Source organism: Citrobacter sp. GW821-FHT02E08 (assembly GCF_059421685.1).
In genome coordinates this window covers 44182-67416 of sequence record NZ_JBWKVL010000016.1, presented here as the reverse complement: position 1 = coordinate 67416, position 23235 = coordinate 44182, and the positions used below count along the sequence as shown (strand labels likewise).

At 53.1% G+C, this 23235-nt stretch carries 19 protein-coding genes, 1 tRNA gene and 1 CRISPR repeat array; of the genes, 14 read left to right on the top strand and 6 right to left on the bottom strand.

Features of this window, described 5'->3' with window-relative positions:
- The first annotated feature begins 255 nt into the window (after positions 1-255).
- The 3 genes from gpt to crl all read left to right on the top strand — a co-directional run bounded on the left by gpt (position 256) and on the right by crl (position 2514).
- Positions 256-714, top strand: coding sequence for a xanthine phosphoribosyltransferase (gene gpt / locus AC07UY_RS18285; protein WP_203358818.1), 459 nt, complete (start codon positions 256-258; stop codon positions 712-714).
- A 99-nt stretch (positions 715-813) separates the two neighbouring features.
- Positions 814-2058: an esterase FrsA gene (gene frsA / locus AC07UY_RS18280; protein WP_494701684.1), complete on the top strand. Its 1245-nt coding sequence runs from the start codon at positions 814-816 to the stop codon at positions 2056-2058.
- 57 nt (positions 2059-2115) lie between these two features.
- Entirely contained in the window at positions 2116-2514 is a 399-nt protein-coding gene (gene crl / locus AC07UY_RS18275; protein ID WP_490468527.1) for a sigma factor-binding protein Crl, read from the top strand.
- A gap of 45 nt (positions 2515-2559) precedes the next feature.
- Here crl and phoE read toward each other — a convergent pair whose 3' ends face one another.
- Entirely contained in the window at positions 2560-3615 is a 1056-nt protein-coding gene (gene phoE, locus AC07UY_RS18270; RefSeq protein WP_494701685.1) for a phosphoporin PhoE, read from the bottom strand.
- Between the two features lie 289 nt (positions 3616-3904).
- Between phoE and proB the strand changes: the two genes are divergently transcribed.
- From proB to AC07UY_RS18255, 3 genes are all read left to right on the top strand, one after another.
- Positions 3905-5008, top strand: a complete 1104-nt coding sequence (gene proB, locus AC07UY_RS18265) for a glutamate 5-kinase (RefSeq protein WP_203358815.1) — start codon at positions 3905-3907, stop codon at positions 5006-5008.
- 10 nt (positions 5009-5018) lie between these two features.
- A complete protein-coding gene (gene proA / locus AC07UY_RS18260) occupies positions 5019-6272 on the top strand; it encodes a glutamate-5-semialdehyde dehydrogenase (RefSeq protein WP_494701686.1) in 1254 nt (417 codons plus the stop codon).
- Positions 6273-6386: 114 nt separating this feature from the next.
- Positions 6387-6462: transfer RNA gene (locus AC07UY_RS18255), tRNA-Thr, on the top strand.
- A gap of 274 nt (positions 6463-6736) precedes the next feature.
- Here the strand turns inward: AC07UY_RS18255 and AC07UY_RS18250 are convergent.
- The 5 genes from AC07UY_RS18250 to AC07UY_RS18230 form a co-directional block, all read right to left on the bottom strand.
- Positions 6737-7900 carry an MFS transporter gene (locus tag AC07UY_RS18250; protein ID WP_494701687.1) on the bottom strand — a complete coding sequence of 388 codons (1164 nt, stop codon included), beginning with the start codon at positions 7898-7900 and terminating at the stop codon, positions 6737-6739.
- Positions 7901-7983: 83 nt separating this feature from the next.
- The gene (locus AC07UY_RS18245; RefSeq protein ID WP_494661092.1) at positions 7984-8610 is read right to left on the bottom strand and encodes a TetR/AcrR family transcriptional regulator; all 627 of its coding nucleotides are present in this window, start codon (positions 8608-8610) and stop codon (positions 7984-7986) included.
- A 386-nt stretch (positions 8611-8996) separates the two neighbouring features.
- Complete coding sequence (locus AC07UY_RS18240; RefSeq protein WP_494661091.1) at positions 8997-9224, bottom strand: hypothetical protein; 228 nt, start codon at positions 9222-9224, stop codon at positions 8997-8999.
- Between the two features lie 159 nt (positions 9225-9383).
- The gene (patD, locus tag AC07UY_RS18235; RefSeq protein ID WP_494701688.1) at positions 9384-10811 is read right to left on the bottom strand and encodes an aminobutyraldehyde dehydrogenase; all 1428 of its coding nucleotides are present in this window, start codon (positions 10809-10811) and stop codon (positions 9384-9386) included.
- 40 nt (positions 10812-10851) lie between these two features.
- Complete coding sequence (locus AC07UY_RS18230; protein WP_494701689.1) at positions 10852-12333, bottom strand: APC family permease; 1482 nt, start codon at positions 12331-12333, stop codon at positions 10852-10854.
- Between the two features lie 691 nt (positions 12334-13024).
- On the opposite strand from AC07UY_RS18230, the gene cas3 reads away from it, so the two are divergent.
- The 8 genes from cas3 to cas2e are packed head-to-tail and all read left to right on the top strand — an operon-like array spanning position 13025 to position 21550.
- The gene (gene cas3, locus AC07UY_RS18225) at positions 13025-15676 is read left to right on the top strand and encodes a CRISPR-associated helicase Cas3' (RefSeq protein ID WP_494701690.1); all 2652 of its coding nucleotides are present in this window, start codon (positions 13025-13027) and stop codon (positions 15674-15676) included.
- Positions 15677-15701: 25 nt separating this feature from the next.
- A complete protein-coding gene (gene casA / locus AC07UY_RS18220; protein WP_494701691.1) occupies positions 15702-17264 on the top strand; it encodes a type I-E CRISPR-associated protein Cse1/CasA in 1563 nt (520 codons plus the stop codon).
- Positions 17257-17853, top strand: a complete 597-nt coding sequence (gene casB / locus AC07UY_RS18215) for a type I-E CRISPR-associated protein Cse2/CasB (protein ID WP_494701692.1) — start codon at positions 17257-17259, stop codon at positions 17851-17853. Before casA ends, casB begins: the two co-directional genes overlap by 8 nt.
- A gap of 27 nt (positions 17854-17880) precedes the next feature.
- Positions 17881-18939, top strand: coding sequence for a type I-E CRISPR-associated protein Cas7/Cse4/CasC (gene cas7e / locus AC07UY_RS18210; protein WP_494701693.1), 1059 nt, complete (start codon positions 17881-17883; stop codon positions 18937-18939).
- A 9-nt stretch (positions 18940-18948) separates the two neighbouring features.
- Positions 18949-19683 carry a type I-E CRISPR-associated protein Cas5/CasD gene (cas5e, locus tag AC07UY_RS18205; protein ID WP_494661127.1) on the top strand — a complete coding sequence of 245 codons (735 nt, stop codon included), beginning with the start codon at positions 18949-18951 and terminating at the stop codon, positions 19681-19683.
- Positions 19683-20336: a type I-E CRISPR-associated protein Cas6/Cse3/CasE gene (gene cas6e / locus AC07UY_RS18200; protein WP_494661084.1), complete on the top strand. Its 654-nt coding sequence runs from the start codon at positions 19683-19685 to the stop codon at positions 20334-20336. Before cas5e ends, cas6e begins: the two co-directional genes overlap by 1 nt.
- A 1-nt stretch (position 20337) precedes the next feature.
- Positions 20338-21252 (top strand): type I-E CRISPR-associated endonuclease Cas1e, encoded by a 915-nt coding sequence (cas1e, locus tag AC07UY_RS18195; RefSeq protein ID WP_494701694.1) that lies wholly within the window; start codon positions 20338-20340, stop codon positions 21250-21252.
- A 4-nt stretch (positions 21253-21256) separates the two neighbouring features.
- Complete coding sequence (gene cas2e, locus AC07UY_RS18190; RefSeq protein ID WP_494661082.1) at positions 21257-21550, top strand: type I-E CRISPR-associated endoribonuclease Cas2e; 294 nt, start codon at positions 21257-21259, stop codon at positions 21548-21550.
- Positions 21551-21633: 83 nt separating this feature from the next.
- A CRISPR array of direct repeats spans positions 21634-23187; the repeat unit is 29 nt; unit sequence GTGTTCCCCGCGCCAGCGGGGATAAACCG.
- Positions 23188-23235: the final 48 nt, after the last annotated feature.

Sequence of the window (23235 nt, the reverse complement as noted above, 5' to 3'; positions counted from 1 at the left end):
GTCTCCTTGGCGATGTCCTGCGAAACTTTCTTGCAGGCCACAGGGTTAGCAGAATATAAAACACCACAAGTCAGGCTTGCGAGATGCAATTGAGAATACCACTTTATCCGGCGGCGGGTAGTAGAAAGCACGTAAAAGAGGGGCGGATTCCGCTAAACACTGGTTTTTAGCGCGTCAGATCTCTATAATCTCGCGCAACCTATTTCCCCCTCGAACACTTTTTAAGCCGTAGATACACAGGCTGGGACACTTCACATGAGCGAAAAATACGTCGTCACCTGGGACATGTTGCAGATTCACGCACGCAAACTGGCAAGCCGCCTGCTGCCTTCTGAACAATGGAAAGGCATTATTGCCGTTAGCCGTGGTGGTCTGGTACCGGGCGCATTGTTGGCACGTGAGTTGGGTATTCGCCATGTCGATACCGTTTGCATTTCCAGCTATGACCACGACAACCAGCGCGAGCTGAAAGTGGTGAAACGTGCGGAAGGCGACGGCGAAGGTTTCATCGTGATCGATGACCTGGTCGATACCGGCGGCACCGCCGTGGCGATCCGTGAAATGTATCCTAAGGCACATTTTGTCACCATCTTCGCGAAACCGGCTGGTCGTCCGCTGGTGAACGATTATGTTGTTGATATTCCTCAGGATACCTGGATTGAGCAACCGTGGGATATGGGCGTCGTGTTCATTCCGCCGATTTCCGGTCGCTAATCTCTGAAATTTTCAACGCCCGGTTATGCCGGGCGTTGTTCTTTTTACTCACACACGCGTTACAATAGGCCTCAGTAAGTACCTATGGAGGCTGCACGAATGTCACAGGCTAACCTCAGCGAAACCCTGTTTAAACCCCGCTTCAAACACCCTGAAACGTCCACGCTTGTCCGTCGATTCAATAACGGAACGTCATCGCCTGTGCAGTCCACGCTGGATGGTAAAACCATTCCACACTGGTATCGCATGGTTAACCGTCTGATGTGGATCTGGCGCGGTGTCGACCCCCGTGAAATCCTTGAAGTGCAGGCCCGCATTGTCATGAGTGAGGCCGAGCGGACAGACAAAGAGTTGTACGACACGGTCATTGGCTATCGTGGCGGTAACTGGATCTATGAATGGGCAAAACAGGCCATGGAGTGGCAGCAGAAGGCCAGCCAGGAGCAAGACGCGCAACTCAGCGGCCGCCACTGGTTACATGCAGCCACCTTATACAGCATTGCCGCCTATCCGCATTTGAAAGGCGACGATCTGGCGGAGCAGGCACAGACTCTGGCGAACCGTGCCTACGAAGAGGCGGCGCAACGATTACCCGGTACATTACGTGAAATAGAATTTTCCGTGCCCGGCGGCGCGCCGATTACCGGTTTTTTGCATATGCCAAAAGGCGAAGGCCCGTTCCCAACGGTGTTAATGTGCGGGGGCCTTGATTCACTGCAAACCGACTATTACACGCTGTATGAGCGCTATTTCGCGCCGCGCGGTATCGCCATGTTGACGCTGGATATGCCGTCGGTTGGCTTCTCCTCAAAATGGAAATTGACGCAAGACTCCAGTCAATTGCATCAGCATGTCCTGAGAGCGTTGCCTGACGTTGCCTGGGTGGATCATACCCGCGTGGCGGCATTTGGTTTTCGCTTTGGCGCTAACGTCGCGGTACGTCTGGCCTATCTCGAAGCGCCTCGATTGAAAGCGGTGGCGTGTCTGGGGCCAGTGGTACATGCGCTGTTAAGCGATCCGCAACGGCAGGGGGCAGTACCCGAAATGTATCTTGACGTTCTGGCCAGCCGTCTGGGGATGCACGATGCGTCCGATGAGGCGCTGCGGGTCGAACTGAATCGCTACTCTCTGAAGGTTCAGGGATTGTTGGGCAGACGTTGTCCTACGCCGATGTTATCGGGCTTCTGGAAAAACGATCCGTTTAGCCCGGAAGAGGAGTCGCGCTTAATCACATCTTCATCTTCGGACGGTAAGTTGATGGAGATCCCGTTTAATCCGGTGTATCGCAATTTTGACAAAGCTCTGAAAGAAATTGCTGAGTGGATCAATCAGAGATTGTGTTAAGAGATTGCTAAATTTTATCGATTTGGTAAAACAGTTGCTTCACCTAAGGAGATCGCAATGACGTTACCGAGTGGACACCCGAGAAGTAGGTTGATTAAGAAATTTACCGCGCTCGGCCCTTACATCCGTGAAGGGCAGTGCGAAGATAATCGATTTTTTTTCGATTGTCTGGCAGTTTGCGTCAACGTGAAGCCTGCGCCTGAAAAGCGTGAGTTTTGGGGATGGTGGATGGAACTGGAAGCGCAAGAGAAGCGCTTTACCTACAGCTACCAGTTTGGTCTGTTTGACAAAGACGGTAACTGGACCGCCGTCCCCATAAAAGAGACTGAGGTTGTAGACCGACTGGAATACACCTTACGCGAGTTTCATGAAAAATTGCGTGAGTTGCTGAAGTCTTTAAATCTGGCGCTGGAGCCTGCTGAGAACTTTAAAGAGCCGGTTAAATTATCCGCGTAATAGATATTTTACCGGATGGCTTCGTGAAGCCATCCGGTCAACGCATCAGAATTGGTAGGTCATCCCCACAGCAACGATATCATCGTTGTTGATCGCGAGCTTATTGTCGCTGTCCAGTTGGTTGATTTTATAATCAACAAATGCGGACATATTTTTGTTGAAGTAATATGTCGCAGCGACATCAATATAATTCACCAGATCTTCATCGCCTATACCTTCAATATCTTTACCCTTTGACAGGACATACCCCAGCGACGGGCGCAGACCAAAGTCAAATTGATACTGGGCCACGGCTTCAAAGTTTTGTGTCTTATTCGCAAAACCACCCGAAATGGGGGTCATATTGCGGGTTTCGGAATAGAAGGTCGCCAGATAAATATCGTTAGCATCATATTTTAAGCCGGTCGCCCAGGCTTCCGCTTTATCACCGGTGCCCCGGCTTTGCAGATTTTGCTCATTAGTCCGGTCAGAGTTGGTATACGCGCCGCTGATGGCGAAATCACTGTCGCCGAAATCATAGGTCAGAGAGGTGCCAAAACCGTCTCCGTTCTGTTTTTTCACATCACGGTCTTCGTTTTTACCCTGATATTGCAGTGTGATATCAAGGCCGTCGACAACGCCGAAGAAGTCTGTATTTCTGTACGTCGCCAGACCGCTGGCGCGCTTGGTCATAAAGTTATCGGTCTGTGCGGAAGAGTCGCCGCCAAACTCCGGGAACATATCGGTCCAGGCTTCGACATCATACAGCGCGCCCAAATTACGACCGTAATCAAAGGAGCCCATATTATTTAATTTCAAACCTGCGAAGGCCAGACGCGTTTTTTGTTGTGATGAATCGCTCTCTGCTTTGTTGGCGGCAAATTCCGCTTCCCAGCGACCATAACCGGTCAACTGGTCATTAATTTGCGTTTCACCTTTAAACCCAAAACGCACATAACTTTGGTCGCCGTCTTTACTGTCATTGTCGCTCATATAGTGCATTGCTTTCACTTTGCCATACACATCCAGTTTATTTCCGTCTTTGTTATAGACTTCCGCTGCGTGTACAGATGCTGATGCAACAATACCCATCACCATTAATGCCAGAGAGCTCTTTTTCATTTTCATTCCTGATTTAAATAACGCGCTAAAATTTGCTGGGTGCGATCCCCGTTAAAAAAACAGGAGGATTTTTAACGTTTGGCAGTGAAGGTTTTATGACAAATTAAGACTATTTTTAAAAAAGGGTGATTTATTATTACAGTAATAAAAACGTCAAAAATTGCCGCTACGCTTGCTGATCCTGCTCAACAAAGTCTCATGCTTTGTACGCTGGTTATTGGCAACCGCCGCCAGTCCTGCTAAAACGTTCGTTTGATATCATTTTTCCCACTTTGAACGGCAGAGAATCATGAGTGACAGTCAGACGCTGGTGGTAAAACTTGGCACCAGTGTGCTAACAGGCGGATCGCGCCGCCTGAACCGTGCCCATATCGTTGAACTTGTTCGCCAATGTGCGCAGCTACATGCCGCGGGGCATCGTATTGTTATCGTTACCTCGGGGGCGATTGCCGCCGGGCGTGAGCATCTTGGTTATCCAGAGCTTCCGGCGACCATTGCGTCTAAACAGCTGCTGGCAGCGGTAGGGCAGAGTCGTCTGATCCAGCTTTGGGAACAGCTATTTTCTATTTATGGCATTCATGTCGGGCAGATGCTGCTGACGCGTGCAGATATGGAAGATCGGGAGCGTTTTCTTAACGCCCGTGACACGCTTCGTGCGTTGTTGGACAACCACATCGTCCCTGTCATTAATGAGAACGATGCGGTTGCGACCGCGGAAATTAAAGTCGGCGACAATGACAATCTTTCTGCGCTGGCGGCGATTCTGGCCGGTGCTGATAAACTGCTGCTGCTGACCGATCAGCAGGGACTGTTCACCGCCGATCCGCGCACCAACCCGCAAGCTGAGTTAATCAAGGACGTTTACGGTATTGATGACGCGCTGCGTTCTATCGCCGGAGACAGCGTTTCTGGTCTTGGGACTGGCGGTATGGGAACGAAGCTACAGGCGGCGGATGTAGCCTGCCGCGCAGGTATTGACACGATCATTGCCGCAGGCAGCAAACCGGGTGTCATTGGTGATGTGATGGAAGGTGTTTCCGTCGGTACACGTTTCCACGCACAGGCCTCACCACTGGAGAACCGTAAGCGCTGGATCTTCGGTGCGCCGCCCGCCGGTGAAATTACCGTTGATGAAGGCGCCTCCTCGGCGATTCTGGAACGCGGTAGCTCGTTATTGCCAAAAGGTATTAAAAGCGTGACAGGTAACTTCTCGCGTGGTGAAGTGATCCGCATCTGCAATCTGGAAGGGCGTGATATCGCCCATGGCGTTAGCCGCTATAACAGCGATGCGCTACGCCGTATCGCGGGTCACCACTCTCAACAGATTGACGCTATTCTTGGCTATGAATATGGCCCGGTTGCCGTCCATCGCGATGACATGATCACCCGCTAAGGAGCGACGTATGCTGGAACAAATGGGTATTGCTGCCAAAGCAGCGTCGTATAAGCTGGCGTTGCTTTCCAGCCGTGAAAAAAACCGCGTGCTGGAAAAAATAGCCGATGAGCTGGAAGCACAAACTGACACTATCCTGAACGCAAATGCGCAGGATGTAGCCGAAGCGCGCGCTAACGGTTTGAGCGAGGCGATGCTGGACCGTCTGGCGCTGACGCCTGCACGGCTGAAAGCGATTGCCGATGACGTTCGCCAGGTCTGTAATTTGGCCGATCCGGTCGGACAGGTGATCGACGGTGGATTACTCGACAGCGGCCTGCGTCTGGAGCGCCGTCGTGTACCGCTGGGCGTCATTGGCGTCATTTACGAAGCGCGTCCTAACGTCACCGTTGATGTTGCGTCTCTGTGCCTGAAAACAGGCAACGCCGCGATTTTGCGCGGCGGGAAAGAGACGTATCGCACCAATGCGGCAACGGTACGCGTGATCCAGCAGGCATTAAAAGCCTGCGGTCTACCAGAAGCCGCCGTACAGGCGATCGACAGCCCGGATCGTGCGCTGGTGAACGAAATGCTGCGCATGGACAAATATATCGACATGCTGATCCCGCGCGGCGGCGCCGGGTTGCACAAACTGTGCCGCGAGCACGCTACGATCCCGGTGATCACGGGCGGAATTGGCGTATGCCATATCTATGTTGATGACAGCGCAGAGATTGCTCCGGCGCTAAATATCATCGTCAATGCCAAGACCCAGCGCCCGAGCACCTGTAACACGGTGGAAACGCTGCTGGTGCATCAGGATATCGCAGAGCGTTTTCTGCCTGCACTGAGCAAACAGATGGCGGAGAGTGGCGTTACGCTGCACGCTGACCCCGTGGCGCTGGCATTGCTGAACGCGGGACCGGCGAACGTGGTAGCGGTGAAAGCGCAAGAGTACGACGACGAGTTTTTGTCGCTGGATCTGAATGTCAAAATCGTGACTAACCTTGATGATGCCATTGCCCATATTCGTGAGCACGGCACTCAACACTCCGACGCCATTTTGACGCGTACGCTGCGCAACGCCGATCGTTTCGTAAACGAAGTGGATTCATCAGCTGTGTACGTTAACGCCTCGACACGCTTTACCGATGGCGGCCAGTTTGGTCTCGGTGCAGAAGTGGCTGTGAGCACGCAAAAATTGCACGCACGTGGCCCGATGGGATTGGAAGCACTGACCACTTACAAGTGGATTGGCATTGGTGACGACACTATTCGTGCATAATTGACACCGGGTGATGCAAAAATAGGCGTTTGATTCGCAAGGCCATTGACGCATCGCCCGGTTAGTTTTAACCTTCTACCCCGTGTTCGCACTTGTGGACATGTCCTTATCAGGGCCGATATAGCTCAGTTGGTAGAGCAGCGCATTCGTAATGCGAAGGTCGTAGGTTCGACTCCTATTATCGGCACCATGAAATCAAGCAGTTATCCATCAAAAATCCACTCTCCTCTGAATACCAACCAGTCATGTAAGCATCCGCAATGTATGCCTGTAGTCCTGACCAGCCACCAGCCACCAGCCACCAGCCACCAGCCACCAAAGTTAATATATCCGTTGAGTGCCAACTGCGGACGTAGCTTGCACGCTCTCTTGAGGGACAACCATACCCAAATCTCCCACATTGCAGGAGATTTGGGCATGAATACGTCACTGTGGAACAAAGACTGTAGATGACCTTGCTCTACTCATACCTGACGAGGATGAAACCGACGCTTCTTGTGCATATACGGTACAAGACTGAGCAATCCCAGTACTGCAAGCAGCACTCCTACCCACAGCGGTGATCTCAATCCATATCCAGCGTCGATTCCCAGCCCTCCAAGCCATGCGCCCATTCCCAAACCGATATTGATCACCGAGTTATGCACGGTATTGACCATCGGCCCAGCCTGGGCCGCCCTCATCACGCGAGCCACCATTGCAGGGTTCATCGTAACACCGACCAAACCGACCGCCAGCGCCATGGCAACACTGACAATGGGGATATGCGCCAACAGCGCAAAGACCACCAGCGCAGCCGCTAAAAGTGACAAACCCCAGGCCATGACAGGAAATGTGTGCTTGTCCGCATAGCGTCCGACTACAGCATTGCCCACGATGTTGGCAACACCGTAGCTACCAAGCAGCCAGGGGATCATCGCGGCAGAGAAGCCGGACACTTCGGTCAGGATGGGGGTGAAATAGCTGAAGGCTGCAAAGGTGGCGCCGACAATCAGCGCACTGGTAGCATAGGCAGCCCACAGGTTCCAGTTCCTGAACTCGCGCAACTCAGCCCCCAGGCTGATGGCGGTCGATGATGGGGAGCGTGGAACCCGCACCCCGATGACCAGCGCGCACACCACGGTCAGGATTGCCACTAGCCAGAAGCTGGCGCGCCAGCCCATGTGCTGGTCAATCAATGTGGCCACAGGCACACCCAGCGCTGCCGCCAGCATCAAACCGCCCAGTACGATGGACGCTGCCCGTCCGCGCATATCCTCAGCCACAGTATCGGCGCAGATGGACAGCGCAGCGCCAAAGCACGCCGATGCAGTCACACCAGTGAAGAAACGTGCCACGGTCATGACGGCATAGCTGTCGGTCACGGCAGCGACCGATTGCGCCACCGCATACAGACCCAGCAACAACAACAAGGCTGTCTTGTTCGGCATGCGTAGCCGCAGCAGGCCAGCCGTCAGCAGTGGGCCACCTACCACCATGCCAAGCGCATACACGGAAATCAGGTAACCAACTTGCGTAACCGACACATCAAAGGCAATGGTCAGCGATGGCATCATGCCAGCGACCATGAACTCGGAGGTGGTCAACGAAAAAATCGTCAATCCAAGGATGTAGATGACTAGTGGCATGCAGAACTCCATTTTTTTAACGTTCATTCCAATATTGGTTAAAATAAAAGGCCAAAAGGCCTTTTTGAGTATTCGCCGCCTGCTTAGAACCTGGCCAGCGTACCCTTTATCACATCTTCAAGAAACTCGCGATCCGGCATGGACTGGCCCAGCACACGCAGGCCGTAATAGCTGCTTAGAAAGGCTCGCGATAACTCCAATGCTGAGGACTCTGAGGACACTTCGCCATTGCGCTGTCCAACTGTAAACAGATGGCACAACACCTGCTCCAGCTTGAACACATACACACGGCTGATCTCGGCAACGACCGGATCTTTGCCAGCACGGTCGAGCACGGCAAACAGGGCCATACAGCCCCGACCTCTGTTTGGGCCCAAATCGTCCTCGATGCCCCAGCGCATCAGAGCAAGCAAACGCTCTTTGACGGAACCAGGACCATTGAGGATGTCCGCTTGCGCCTGAAGGCCTTGCTCCTGGTAACGGCGCAAGGCTATCTCATAGAGCTTCTGCTTGTTGCCAAATGCATTGTAGAGGCTGCCGCGTCCCAGGCCCGTTCGTTCGCACAGCTCCTCGGCGGAAGCACCGTCGTAGCCGTTCGACCAAAACACGTCCATTGCCGCCTTGATAACTGCGCTGTCGTCGAATTTTCTAGGTCTTCCGCTCATAAGAATGTCGAAATAATTGAATGCCAGGTAGTTGTTATTCGGCATAAACATATCCATATTTTAACGATCGGTCAAATATTGACTGACCGTAAAGAACGGTTTGCACACGCTACCGCCCGATTTTCCAGGACACACCGCCACGGCACAAGGTTGAATCCCATTCCATCGTCCTGTTTCACGTAGAGCCCGCTGGTGAGTATGATGCATCACCGTTAGCTGGCTGCGCTTCTCGGCCACGGCTGTGGCATCTTCCGGTGCTTATCTGCCTGAGAGGGTATTACTGCACGCAACAAGGCTGGCCCCGAGCCTGTCTGCTACGTGCTATGAGTTCAACGGGGAGCAGGTCAGGCCAAATTCAGTGTGCCACTACATCACCCTCAGCATGGTATTGATGCTGGCATTCAGCCCGAAAGGGCTGCTGCCGTGGGCCATTACGGCCCGGCCTTTGCCATCCCTCGCCGCGTGGTACTGCTGATTGGCGTCATCTGTTTTGCGGTGTTTCTGGCCGCGGTACCGTCGCACCGGAGTTTGTTGGTTGGGCGCATATCGCCCTGAATGTCGGCAGCAAGGCGGATCCACTTTCGCTCAATGCCGCTGGCCTTCTGCTTCATCCCGCCGTTGGCTTTATGCTCAATGAGTATGTTGTCACTCAGGGACATAAGATCCATTTTGCTACGGTAGATATGGCGGTAGATGCCAAAACAATTAAAAGACAATTACTGGAATTAGCCCATGATTGCGCGGGAGTCGCGGCTGATGGCTTGCCACTTCATAAAGCAGTGGCTGCAATATAATCGACTATTGCAGCCACATAGCTGTTATCCGTGCTTAATCATCACATGACGCACCACGGTGTAATCTTCCAGCCCGTACATTGACATATCCTTGCCGTACCCAGAGAGCTTCTGCCCGCCGTGCGGCATTTCGCTGACCAGCATAAAGTGGGTATTCACCCAGGTGCAACCGTACTGCAGGCGGGCGCTGAGACGATGGGCACGACCCACATCCTGGGTCCAGACCGATGACGCCAGTCCGTACTGGGAATCGTTGGCCCACGATAGCACCTGCTCTTCGTCGTCGAACACAGTGACACTCACCACCGGGCCAAACACCTCGCGCTGGATAATTTCATCGCCCTGCTTCGCCCCGGCCAGCAGAGTTGGCTGGTAGTAGTAGCCTTTGCCGCCAGCCTTGTTACCACCGGTCACTACCCGAATGTGCGGCTGCGCTTTGGCGCGCTCCACCGCCTCGCTGACGCGCGCCAGGTGGGCAGCGGAACTCACCGGGCCAAGCTCGGTGGTTTCATCGTCCGGGGCGCCCATTTTCAGGCTGGCCACGGCGACACCCAGTTTTTCGACCAGGGTGTTATAAACCTCTTTCTGGGCGTAGATCCGGCAGGCGGCGGTGCAGTCCTGCCCGGCATTGTAGAAGCCAAAGGTGCGCACCCCCTCCACCACTGCATCAATATCTGCATCGTTAAAGACGATCACCGGCGCTTTACCGCCCAGCTCCATATGGGTGCGCTTAATCGACGGCGCGGTGTGGGAAATAATGTGCTCGCCAGTGGCGATGGAGCCGGTCAGCGATACCATGCGCACTTTTTCGTGGCCCGTCAGCGGGTCACCTACGGTTTTACCGCGACCAAACAGCACGTTCACCACCCCGGCAGGGAAGATATCTTTCGCCAGTTCGGCCAGTTTCAGAGCCGTAAGTGGAGTGATTTCCGAGGGTTTGATCACCACGCAGTTGCCCGCCGCCAGCGCCGGACCCAGCTTCCAGGCCGCCATCATCAACGGGTAGTTCCACGGGGCGATCGACGCCACCACCCCCACCGGATCGCGGCGGATCATCGAGGTGTGACCTTCCATGTACTCCCCGGCGGCCAGGCCGTTCAGACAACGGGTTGCACCGGCGAAAAAGCGGAACACATCGGCGATGGCCGGGATTTCATCGTTAAGCACGCAGTGCAGCGGTTTGCCGCAGTTCAGCGATTCAATTCTGGCAAAAGTTTCGGCATTCTGTTCAATCACATCAGCCAGCCTCAGCAGGCACTCGGCACGCGCTTTTGGCGTAGTCTGCCCCCACTGCTGGAACGCACGATCGGCAGCCTGCACGGCGGCATCCACCTGAGCAGGCGTGGCTTCGGCAATCTCCACCAGCACCTCGCCGGTTGCCGGGTTATACACGGGCTGCAGTTCACCTTCACCCACCACCAGTTCGCCATTTATCAATAAGTTGTGTTGCATAGCCGACTCCATCAGTGATCGTTGTTATGTTCTGAGTTAGTTACAGAGATTGTTCTGCGTTCAGTCGTTTCGCATGTTCAATGGCATCGTCTTCCGGTGCGTTTGAACGCCCGAACGGTCGCGCCAGCGCCATGTACATCAGCCCGGACACCACCACCACCGCCAGCCCAACCAGCACCGTCCAGCGGTCGATAAAACTGCTGCTCTCGGCAGGTTGCGCCAGCAGCCAGATCCCGCACAGGCCATAGGCCAGCGCCATCACGTTAACCAGCATTCCCCAGCCGCCCACGCTCCACTCCCCGGCAGGTTTCCAGCCTTTCAGGCGCTGGCGCAGGGCAGCCAGTACCACCATCTGGAAGGAGATATAGATACCGATAACCGCAAAGGCGGTGATGCGCGCGAGGTTGTCTGGCTGGAAATAGACCCACACGCAGATGGTCACCGGCAGCAGACAGCTGACGATCATCGCGTTGTCCGGCACGCTGTTTTTCGACAGCTTCGACATCCAGGTGCTACCCGGTAGCATCTGGTCGCGGGAGAAGGAGAAAATCAGGCGGCTTAAAGCAGCCTGCAGCGACAAAATGCACGACAACATGGCAATCACCGCGATGATGATAAACACCGTGGCACCGGTTTCACCGAGGGCTTCGTTGAGGATCGCTGGGATCGGATCGGTGATTTTGCCGTTGACGATGTTCATCAGGTTCGGCGACGCCAGCAGGTAGCCGAGGATCGACACCATCGCCGAAAGGGCGCCAAACACGATGCTCAGGATCATCGCAATTGGGATTTTTTTGCTCGGGTTTTTCACCTCTTCCGCCACGTTGCCGCAGGCTTCAAAACCGAAGAACATGAACAGGCCGATCAGCGCCGCCGCCATAAACGCGGGCTGGTAGCTGCCGTCTTTCGCCAGCACGCCCATGGAGTCAAACAGCACCGAGAACGGCTGCGCGCGGTGGAACAACAGTAGATAAATCCCCAGCGCAATAACGCTGACGATTTCACACCAGAAGCCAATACGGGCGACCCGCGCGAGGTTTTTGGTGCCCGACATGTTCACCGCCATCATCAGCAGTAACAGCACCACCGAGGTGATCAGCATGTTGCCTGCCGAGATCGCAAAACCGAACAGCGAGCCGACGAAGGTGGCGGTATATTCCGCTACCGAGGTGATGGTCACGACCAACGCCCACAGATAAATCCAGGCGGCGATCCACGCATATTTTTTGCCCCACAGGCGACGTGCCCACGGGTAAAGCCCCCCGGTAATCGGGTATTGCGAGGCCACTTCACCAAACACCAGCGCCACAAGAAGTTGCCCGCAGGCCACGATCGGGATCCACCAGACTGCCGGTGGCCCCGCCAGCGTCACCGCCAGCGCAAACAGGGAATAGACCGCCGTTAGCGGCGAGAGGTAGGTGAACCCGAGCGAAAAGTTAGAGATGAGTCCGATGGAGCGGTTAAATTGCGGTTTTGTATCGCTATGAATTTCTTCACTTTTCTTGCCAGAAGTCTGTTCCATACGTTTTTCTCTGTGTTGTTGATGTGTCGCAGGTAACACGGATCAAGGTATAGAGGAGCGCCAGAAGGCCGTACAGTCTCGCTGTCGTGATTTGTTAAAATTTGTAAGGATATGTCACGTTTTTGTTATTGTTTTTCTGATTTTTCCGTGAGGCTTATCACGCTATTGCCTTTGCATCGACAGAAAACCGCGTTTTTTGCTCCTTTTTCCCGCTCGTTTTTTACACCTACGTCACAAAATTCAAACAATTTGAGCGCTATATGCCCATTTCTCAAAAATGTAGATATTTTTAATTTATGGCGGCGAAATGCACAGCCCTGTCTCCTGAAGACTTTCTGAGAGGATTGATTTTGATGAATGCACTTACTGCTGTAAAACAGCCTGACGATGCGTTATCCCGTACTATCACTGGTTTCAGTATCGCGCCATCCGTGCAGTCTCCGCAGAGGTCACCCGGACCTGCGCCGCGAACTGATGCGTCAGCGCGGCTATATCAGCTAACCCCGTGGCGATTCAGATTGGACGTGTTTTCAGGGGGGCGATCATTCTCAATCTGCGTAGTGAAAATTTTTCAAGTTACTATTAATTATGTAATTGAATTTTTCCGTGGATAAATAACGGACTGAAATCACACATTAAAAAGTCCATCTACGTTTTATTGGTCGCCTATACATTTGTTTGGTAATCATGGATGAATCAGCGACCTGGCTACTTCAACTATTGGGGAAAAACGCGCCGTAAAGGCGACGTCGATAGCTCTCCTTATCATTTATTACCCTGGCACAGTCTGGATGTTGCAGCATGCGGCTGGCAGATGGTGATGAATAACCATTTTCATGCGGCAGATATTTTTGCCGAACTTGGATTTGCTCGTGACGACGCTGCACGTTGGTTTGCATGGGTGCTCGGCGCTCATGATCTCGGAAAATTTGCCCGTGGTTTCCAGCAGTTATCAAGCGAGGTGCATCCTTTATTAGTCCCGGCAGTGAGTGGTAAAGCGTATTGCGAACGTCATGATTCACTGGGTTACTGGTTGTGGAAAGATTACCTGGAACCTCGCTGGAAAGAAGTGGTTTGCAACGCAATACCTTTCAGTTATCAGCGGCAATCCGGTTATGCGTTGCATTGCTGGTTTAGTATCGCGACAGGGCACCACGGAAAACCGCCAAAAGAGAATGTGAAAGGGTCTCTGGCATTTACGTCAGAAGATAAAGAGGCCGCTGAAAACTGGCTAACCGATCTGTCACTCCTGCTTGGTATAGATACCTTACCTGAATGTTTTGCTGACAAAACCTGGCGGGAAAAGTTAAAGCAGCAGAGTTGGCTGCTGGCCGGATTGACGGTGCTGGCCGACTGGCTGGGTTCAAATCAGTCTCACTTTCCTCTGGTGAGTGACATCTTTCCCCTGACTGAGTATTGGCAACAAGCCCAGAACCAGGCGCAGCAGGTATTGCAACAGTTGCCCACTCCTTCAGCTATCCAGGACTTTCACTCATACCGGGCCTTATTCCCTTTTATCGAACACTTAACACCGCTTCAGCAAAAGGCTTTAGAGGTAGATATTTCAGTACCAGGCCCGCAACTGCTGGTTCTTGAAGATGTTACCGGAGCAGGGAAAACGGAAGCCGCACTGATTCTGGCCCATCGCCTGATGTCTGCCGGGAAGGGCGACAGCCTGTACGTAGGGCTTCCCACAATGGCGACATCAAACGCGATGTTTCACCGCCTTTCTTTGGCCTATAGGGCGTTGTTTATAAAAAGCAGCATGCCTTCGCTGGTTTTAGCACATGGTGCTCGCCATATGTCTGATGCGTTTAATCACTCATTGTGGAGCGAAGAAAACAACGGGCAGCATCAATATGCGGCAGACGAAAGTGCCGCGAGCAGCGCTTGTAATATCTGGTTTGCCGATTCACGGAAAAAATCTCTGCTCGCTGAAGTCGGCGTTGGCACACTCGACCAGCTATTGATGGCTTCAATGCCGTTTAAACATCAGTCGCTGAGATTGCTTGGGCTTTTTGGCAAGCTGCTGATTTTAGATGAGGTTCATGCCTATGACAGCTACATGGTACGCCTGCTCGAAGGATTACTTGAATTCCATGCCGCTCAGGGCGGTAGCGCGATAATCCTCAGTGCGACATTGCCTTACTCGCTACGTAGCAAATTACTGCAGGCATTCCAAAAAGGGACGGGGGGCAAATTACCGACTCCAAATCCGGATGCGCAATACCCCTGGTTTTCTTTGCTGACCACTCAAGGTCTTCATGAAAGCTTTACCGCTACACGTCCGGAGGTTGCCCGTGAAGTCAGTATCGCGTGGCTAACCCAGGCACAGCTGGCCGTTGAACTGATTGAGAGTGCTGTAAGCGCCGGACAGTGTATTTGCTGGATTCGAAATACGGTGGATGAAGCAACGGAAGTTTATCGTCAACTGAAGGAGCGTGGAACCATTCCGGCAGAGGATTTGCTGCTTTTTCATAGTCGCTTTGCTTTTATTGACCGGATGGAAATTGAAACCCAGGCATTGCGCCGTTTTGGCAAAGAGAGCACTTCTGCTGGCAGGCAGGGCAAGGTGCTTATCGCCACCCAGGTTATTGAGCAAAGCCTGGATATTGACCTCGACATTATGATTAGCGACCTGGCACCGGTCGATTTACTGATCCAGCGCGCGGGTCGTTTACAACGGCATCAGCGCGGGACGCGTATTCCCCCCGTACTGCATATTTTTGCCCCTGCCTGGCAGGACGCCCCCCAATCTGACTGGTTAACGGAAACGATTCCAGGAACCGGTTTTGTCTATGCCGACCACGCTTGCCTGTGGCGTACGCAGCACATTTTACGGGAAAAAGGTGCCATCAGGATGCCGGAAGATGCCCGTGAGTTAGTCGAAACGGTTTATCAGGAATGCGTTTCTGCCCCGCCAGGCCTGGAGCGGGCAAGCGACCAGGCCTATGGCAAAAATCTAAGTGCCAGCGGGGCTGCCGCACAAACACTGCTTCGGCGTGATGATGGCTACTCGCGGATTGCCAGTGATTATCCCTGGGATGATGTTGAACTCGCGACACGTTTGAGCGATGCCACTGTTGATCTCTATCTCGCCTGGCAAGACGGTGAGCCCTATGCCGAAGGAGAAGATCATGCCTGGGAGCAAAGCCGGTTGTCTGTTCGTGAAACACTATGGCGAAAAATGGCGGCCCATATCCCGCATCTGGAGGGCGACGCGCTGGAACAGTTGCGGTTGAAAATCCGCAATCCACTGGCGCAGGTAGCGCTGCTGGAAAGGGGAAAGGCGTCTGAGTTTTATAGTTATGAATCAGGTCTGCTGAACCAGGCAGATAAATAAAAGGGAGATTTATGCAGGAGAACATATGTTTTCACTGATTGTTGACGCCTGGCTACCCGTTATCGACCGTGCCGGGCAGCGCAGGAAAATATCACCACGGCAGCTATTCGATAACGACATTCTTGAACTGGCCTGGCCACGGGCGGATTTCCAGGGAGCCGCTTATCAATTGTTGATTGGCCTGATACAGACCACGATACCGCCGCGAGATGAAGAAGCGTGGGATGATATCTGGGAAGACAGTATCGAACCGGAGCGCTGGAGTGAGGCTCTGGAACGGGTGGCTGAAGCATTTCATTTTGGCCCGCAAAAACCGGCTTTTTTGCAGGACTTTGATGCTCTGCCCGTTGAGCCATCGTCGATATCGGGTTTGCTGGTGGACGCGCCAGGTGGAAACACGCTCAAGCTCAATAAAGATCATTTTGTAAAACGAAACGCTTACCAGCAATTTTGCCCTCACTGTGCCGCGATGGCCTTGTATACCGTGCAGACGAATTCTCCTGCGGCTGGGGCCGGATTTCGCACCAGTATGCGCGGCGGTGGGCCGATGACGACACTGCTCGTGCCGCGCAAACCGGACGAAGCGCTGTGGAGAACGCTGTGGCTAAATGTCATGCCCACGCGTGATGTCTGGCAAAAAGAGCAACTACCGCTGATTTTCCCCTGGCTTGCCCCCACCCGCAGCAGTGAAACGCCGAAAAATATTGTGACACCAGATAATGCCCATCCCCTTCAGGCTTACTGGGGGATGCCACGTCGTCTTGAGATTGATTTTAGCCACACGCAGCCTGGTGAGTGCGATTTATGCGGGGAAATGCATGAAGGTTTGCTGACCAGAATGCGCAGTAAAAACTACGGTGTGCAGTACGACACATGGGTTCATCCGCTCTCGCCTTATCGTCGTGCGGCAAAAGATGCCAGCGCGCCAATGATCCCGTTGAAAGGGCAGCCTGGTGGGCTGGCTTACAAAGACTGGCTGGGCTTAGTCATTGAGTCTGAGGAAAAGCTTAACAGCACGTTTCCCGCCAAAGTGGTTAGCGCAAATACTAAACAGAAACTGACTCATCTGTGGTGTTTTGGTTATGACATGGATAACGCCAAAGCGCGATGCTGGTATGAACACCGTCTGGCGCTGTCCACATTGCCCCAGGCGCATCAGGATGAATTGAAAAATCTGCTGCAACATGCCGTGGAGCTTGCCACCGGTAGTCTGCCTCTATTGCGCTTCGCACTAAAAGAGGCGTGGTTCGCAACCCCAAAAGAAGCGAAAGGAGACTTCAGCTTCATTGATATTGCGTTCTGGCAGCAAACCGAAGCCGATTTCAGCACATTGTGGAAGTGTCTCAATCAATATCCGTCAGCCACATTCCCTGAAGCACGCGAAGCGTTATATCAGTGGCAGATTTCGCTGCGTGATTATCTGTTCCGGGCATTTGATGAGCGTGCTTTTACCAACCCTGATGAGGTTGCAGACCTCGCACGAATTCTGCGCGCCCGCCTTAACCTTCATAAAAATTTCATCAAACAGAAGTGTTTAAAAGAGTTGTTGCAGTTAACGCATGAGTACGAGGAGAAACAGGATGTTTGAAGTTGATACCGCAAAACCCACAATCCTCACTGACCCGGCGGCGGCTAAAGTGCTGCGCCGCTGGTTTGATTTTTTACAGGAACGCAATAATCAGCATCAGGGTGTTGCGACAAATGGCCGCGCCTGGCGTGCGGAATTACGCCGCTCTGCCCAACCTTTTGGTGCCTTAACCACAGCCGCATTTTTTCAACTTAATCAGTCGCTTTTCGCAGCCGCACGCTTACAACAGAGTGATACCTTCGCGCTGGCAATCGTGGCTTATGTTGTCGCCCACGCACGAAAGGATGAGCCAAAAACGAGCTTTGCTCGCCAGCTTGGCGAACAAATCAACGGTTCGACTTGTCTTTCACGCTTGCGTTTTGATCGCCTGCTGGCCGTCAGGACACCCGCCGAATTGTGCAGCCAGCTCACCCGGGCGGTGAAGTTACGGGGCGATAACGGCGTCAATATCGTTTCGTTAGCCGACGGTATTCTTCTGTGGATGCGTGAATGGCAGCAGCGAGAAGAAAATATGCCTGTCGACAGTAACCCGTTTAACCGTTTCAGTGTGCGCTGGGCTAGTGAGTACTTGCTGGCGACAGAAAAATAATAGTTAAAAATTAATGGAATAATCATCATGACAACGTTTATTCAGCTTCACATTCTTACCGCTTATGCTCCATCAAATTTAAACCGTGACGACACGGGGCGCCCTAAAACCGCCATTATGGGCGGCGTTGAGCGTTTGCGTGTTTCGTCGCAAAGCCTGAAACGCGCCTGGCGCACGTCGGAGGTTTTTGAAGATGCGCTAAGTGGGCATATCGGCACCCGCACTCGCCGCCTGGGAAGAGAGATATTTGTTAAGCTCGATAATGCGGGGTTGGGTAAATTGGCCGACTCTTCAGCATTAGCCATTGCTAAGCAATTTGGTGCACCGAAGAAAGACGAGAAAAATGCTAAAGATCCTCATGCTAAGTACGACATCGAACAATTAGTACATATCAGCCCGGAAGAGTATCAAGCGATTGATAACCTGGTTGCATTGATCATTGCCGAAAAACGCGAACCAAATGATGAAGAATTAAAACTGCTGCGCGCTAATGCACAGGCAGTAGATATTGCGCTATTTGGCCGCATGCTGGCATCCAAACCAGAGTTCAATGTAGAAGCGGCCTGCCAGGTTGCACACGCCTTAGGGGTAAGTGCTGTCACCGTTGAGGAGGATTTCTTTACGGCCGTAGACGACCTTAACGGCAGTGAGACTTCAGGTTCAGCCCATATGGGAGAGCAGGGCTTCGCATCGGCGCTTTTCTATAGCTACATCTGCATTAGCCGCGATTTATTGCTGGAAAATCTAAACGGTAACGAAGAACTGGTCCAGCGAACCCTCCGCGCATTGACTGAGACAGCGTTAACCGTTTCGCCGGGTGGCAAACAAAATAGCTTCGCTTCACGCGCATGGGCCTCCTATGTTCTGGCTGAAAAGGGAACACAGCAACCGCGTGCATTATCTGTCGCATTTTTTAACCCCGTGCGTGGCGAAGACCAGCATGCTCAGGCGATAACGCGCTTACAGCAGCAACAGCAGAAATTTACTCGCGCGTATGGGCAGCAGGCTGATGAACAACGGTATGAAATGAATGTGGAATCGGGCGATGGCACCCTTCAGGAATTGCTGAACTTTGTCAGCCAGTAAGGAGTGATGATGTCCCGATATCTGATCTTTCAACTTTATGCGCCGTTAGTTTCCTGGGGAGAGGCCGCAGTGGGGGAAGTTCGCCACACCTCGGCTATACCCAGTCGCTCTGCACTGCTTGGGTTGCTGGCGGCTGCGTTGGGTATCAGGCGAGAAGATGAGCCGCAACTTCAGGTTTTTAATCAGCACTATCATTTTGCGGTCAGACCACTTTCACCGCGTGAGCAATGGGTGCGTGATTACCATACCGTTCAGGTGCCCAAAGAGAATCGCAAACGCCGCTACTCTACACGTCGCGATGAACTGATTCTTTCGTCAGATGAACCAGAAACAATGCTGACTTCACGGGAATACCGATGCGATGCCTGTTATCACATAGCCGTGCGGGAAACACCTGAAGCACCGTTCACGCTTGATGTGCTGGCAAGCTCGCTATTGGCACCCGTATTTCCGCTGTATTTGGGACGGAAATCTTGCCCGCCAGCATTGCCATTAAATCCGCAGATTATCGAGGGAACGCTGGCTGCGGTGTTTCATCGGGCTTACACAGACGAAAGCTACGGCTTTCATTGTGAAGAACTGGCCGCTATCAGTTCCGCGCAGTTATTTTGCGTCTGGGAGGGTGAGCATGAGGGCGTATCAGAATTCGCCACGCATCAGCGCAGTGATCAACCTCTCAGCCGGCGCCGTTGGCAATTTACGACCCGCGTACAACATTCTGGCTATCTTACGGAGGAGGGCTAATGTTCCTTTCCCGCGTCTCACTTGACCTGACGAAATTGCCTTCTGCCATGATGCACAAATGGCAAGTTTCCAGGCCTTATGCCAGCCATCAATGGTTATGGCAACTCTTCACACAGCAGAATGAAAGACCGTTTTTATTCCGCCATGAATCCACGCCGCAAGGAGAGCGGTTTTATCTGCTCTCGGATGTTGCTCCTGTTACGGAAGATGCTCTTTTTTCTATCAGCACGAAACCATTCACTCCGCAACTGGTGGATGGCATGACACTGGTTTTCGCTTTACGGGCCAATCCAGTCGTGACGCGTAATGGTAAGCGAAGCGATGTATTAATGGATGCAAAATATCAGGCCAAATTACAAGGGGTAGACCCTGGCGAATTTGCCGCCAGGCAACGTGAAGCCGCCATTGTGTGGTTAAAGGCACAGGGTGAAAGAGGGGGCTTTGCGATTGATCCGCTGGAAGTAAACGTGGTGGGTCAGCAGCGCCAGTGTTTTGCCCGTAAGTCAGGCGAGCGCCCTGTAACGTTCACCGCCGTGGATTTTGCCGGAAACCTGACCGTGACAAATGCTTCACTTTTTATGCAGACACTGAAAAACGGGCTGGGTAAAAGCAAAGCGATGGGGTGTGGGTTGATGCTGATTCGTCGGGGGTAAGATGAGCTACATCCCCTTATCACCCATCCCTTTAAAAGATCGTACGTCGATGATCTTCCTTCAGTATGGTCAGATTGATGTCATTGACGGCGCTTTTGTCCTTATCGATAAAACAGGCATACGTACACATATTCCCGTGGGGTCGATAGCCTGCATTATGCTTGAACCGGGCACCCGAATTTCGCATTCCGCGGTGCGTCTGGCCGCAACAACCGGAACCTTGCTTGTTTGGGTAGGGGAAGCCGGGGTGCGAATGTATGCCAGTGGTCAGCCGGGTGGTGCGCGATCGGACAGATTACTGTACCAGGCAAAACTGGCGCTGGATGAAGATTTGCGTCTTAAAGTTGTGCGCAAAATGTTTGAATTGCGTTTTGGTGAGCCAGCACCCAGCAGGCGTTCTGTTGAGCAATTACGGGGAATTGAAGGTGCACGCGTTCGCCAGACTTATGTTTTATTGGCGAAACGTTACGGTGTGAAGTGGAATGGCCGTCGCTATGACCCAAAAGACTGGGAAAAAGGTGATGTGGTAAATCAGTGCATAAGTGCTGCTACAGCCTGTCTTTATGGCATCACCGAGGCGGCTATTCTGGCAGCGGGTTATGCACCCGCCATTGGTTTTGTCCATTCAGGTAAACCACTCTCATTTGTTTACGATATTGCGGATATTGTGAAATTTGAGGGCGTTGTTCCCCTTGCCTTTGAGATAGCGGCACAAACACCTCTCAACCCGGATAAGGAAGTACGTCTGGCCTGCCGTGATGTTTTTCGTAGTCAAAAAACGCTGGCGCGATTAATCCCATTGATAGAAGAGGTTCTGGCTGCCGGGGAGATCGCGTTACCAAAACCGTTTGAAGATGCTCAGCCTCCAGCGATACCTGAACCTGTTTCTATTGGGGATGCGGGGCATCGGGGGTAGAACCATGAGTATGCTTGTCGTTGTTACCGAAAATGTCCCACCGCGCTTGAGGGGGCGTCTCGCGGTCTGGTTACTCGAAGTGAGATCGGGTGTTTATGTGGGAGAGGTTTCTCGCAAAGTTCGTGAAATGATTTGGTTGCAGATAACCGAACTAGCCCAGACCGGTAATATCGTTATGGCCTGGGCGGTGAATAACGAATCAGGATTTGATTTTCAAACATGGGGTGAAAACAGGCGCATGCCGGTAGACCTGGATGGTTTAAGGCTAGTGGCATTTTACCCTGTTGAAAATCAATAGGTTACTGTTCTTTAAAAACAAGGAAAAGTTGGTGGAATTTTTATGTAGATAAAGCTATTTGAAATCAGTTACATAGTTCAAGAGTGTTCCCCGCGCCAGCGGGGATAAACCGAGTGAAATGGTGTTTACAAATATTCAGGGCTAGTGTTCCCCGCGCCAGCGGGGATAAACCGATATTCGACACCGTTCATCCGCCATATCCTCTGTGTTCCCCGCGCCAGCGGGGATAAACCGCATTGCTCCGCCAAGTGCCAGGCAAAGCAGGGGTGTTCCCCGCGCCAGCGGGGATAAACCGCTTACTGCGGGGAGTGCGTCCACATTCACGCTGTGTTCCCCGCGCCAGCGGGGATAAACCTGAACTCACACGAGGAATGTCGGGAGTTCTTCCGTGTTCCCCGCGCCAGCGGGGATAAACCGTAAGCAAAACTATTTACGGACAGTGGGATCATGTGTTCCCCGCGCCAGCGGGGATAAACCGGCATACGACGTTAATTTTTCTCTGCAATCACTGTGTTCCCCGCGCCAGCGGGGATAAACCGCTCACGCATAAGCGTCTAAGGGGCGGGAATGAGTGTTCCCCGCGCCAGCGGGGATAAACCGCGATAACTACGAGGTTTTCAGACTGGCTTGCAGTGTTCCCCGCGCCAGCGGGGATAAACCGGGTTGAACCAGCTGATGAAGTTTGCCGAGGTCGTGTTCCCCGCGCCAGCGGGGATAAACCGGTTATCAAACGAGTGACGCGCGTCCTGTACTTGTGTTCCCCGCGCCAGCGGGGATAAACCGCTTGAGTGCGCAACGATGACGGCATCCCAATCGTGTTCCCCGCGCCAGCGGGGATAAACCGATTTAATCGCTTCCCGTGTGAATGGTAGATTGGTGTTCCCCGCGCCAGCGGGGATAAACCGGATGATGGCGCATACCAGTACAATTACCTGATGTGTTCCCCGCGCCAGCGGGGATAAACCGCCAGAGACTGCTCAGCTGAAACGCGAGTACCGGTGTTCCCCGCGCCAGCGGGGATAAACCGGCCACAGATTACCCCTGAGCCGCCTGACGCTGGTGTTCCCCGCGCCAGCGGGGATAAACCGCATCCATTGCAGAGGTGATTGTAACCGTCGCGGTGTTCCCCGCGCCAGCGGGGATAAACCGACACTGGTGGCCATCGGTACAGTGATGGAATCGTGTTCCCCGCGCCAGCGGGGATAAACCGTATCTGGATGCACGGAGAAGGGCAGACAGCGTGTGTTCCCCGCGCCAGCGGGGATAAACCGTCCATGCCAACATGCGCTGGCTCTCCCTGCTGGTGTTCCCCGCGCCAGCGGGGATAAACCGTAAGCCAGCGTAACCGCGCGGAGCTTATCGACGTGTTCCCCGCGCCAGCGGGGATAAACCGTCACGGAATGATGGCTTTTTTCTGGTTATCATGTGTTCCCCGCGCCAGCGGGGATAAACCGTGTGCAATTGGAATATTTGGATCTTTATTTTCGTGTTCCCCGCGCCAGCGGGGATAAACCGTGACTATTAGGCCGCCTCAATCGGAAAATAACCTGTTCCCCGCGCCAGCGGGGATAAACCGGTACCGGGGAGGGGGGGATAACCTCAGCCTCTGTGTTCCCCGCGCCAGCGGGGATAAACCGTAAGCCAGCGTAACCGCGCGGAGCTTATCGACGTGTTCCCCGCGCCAG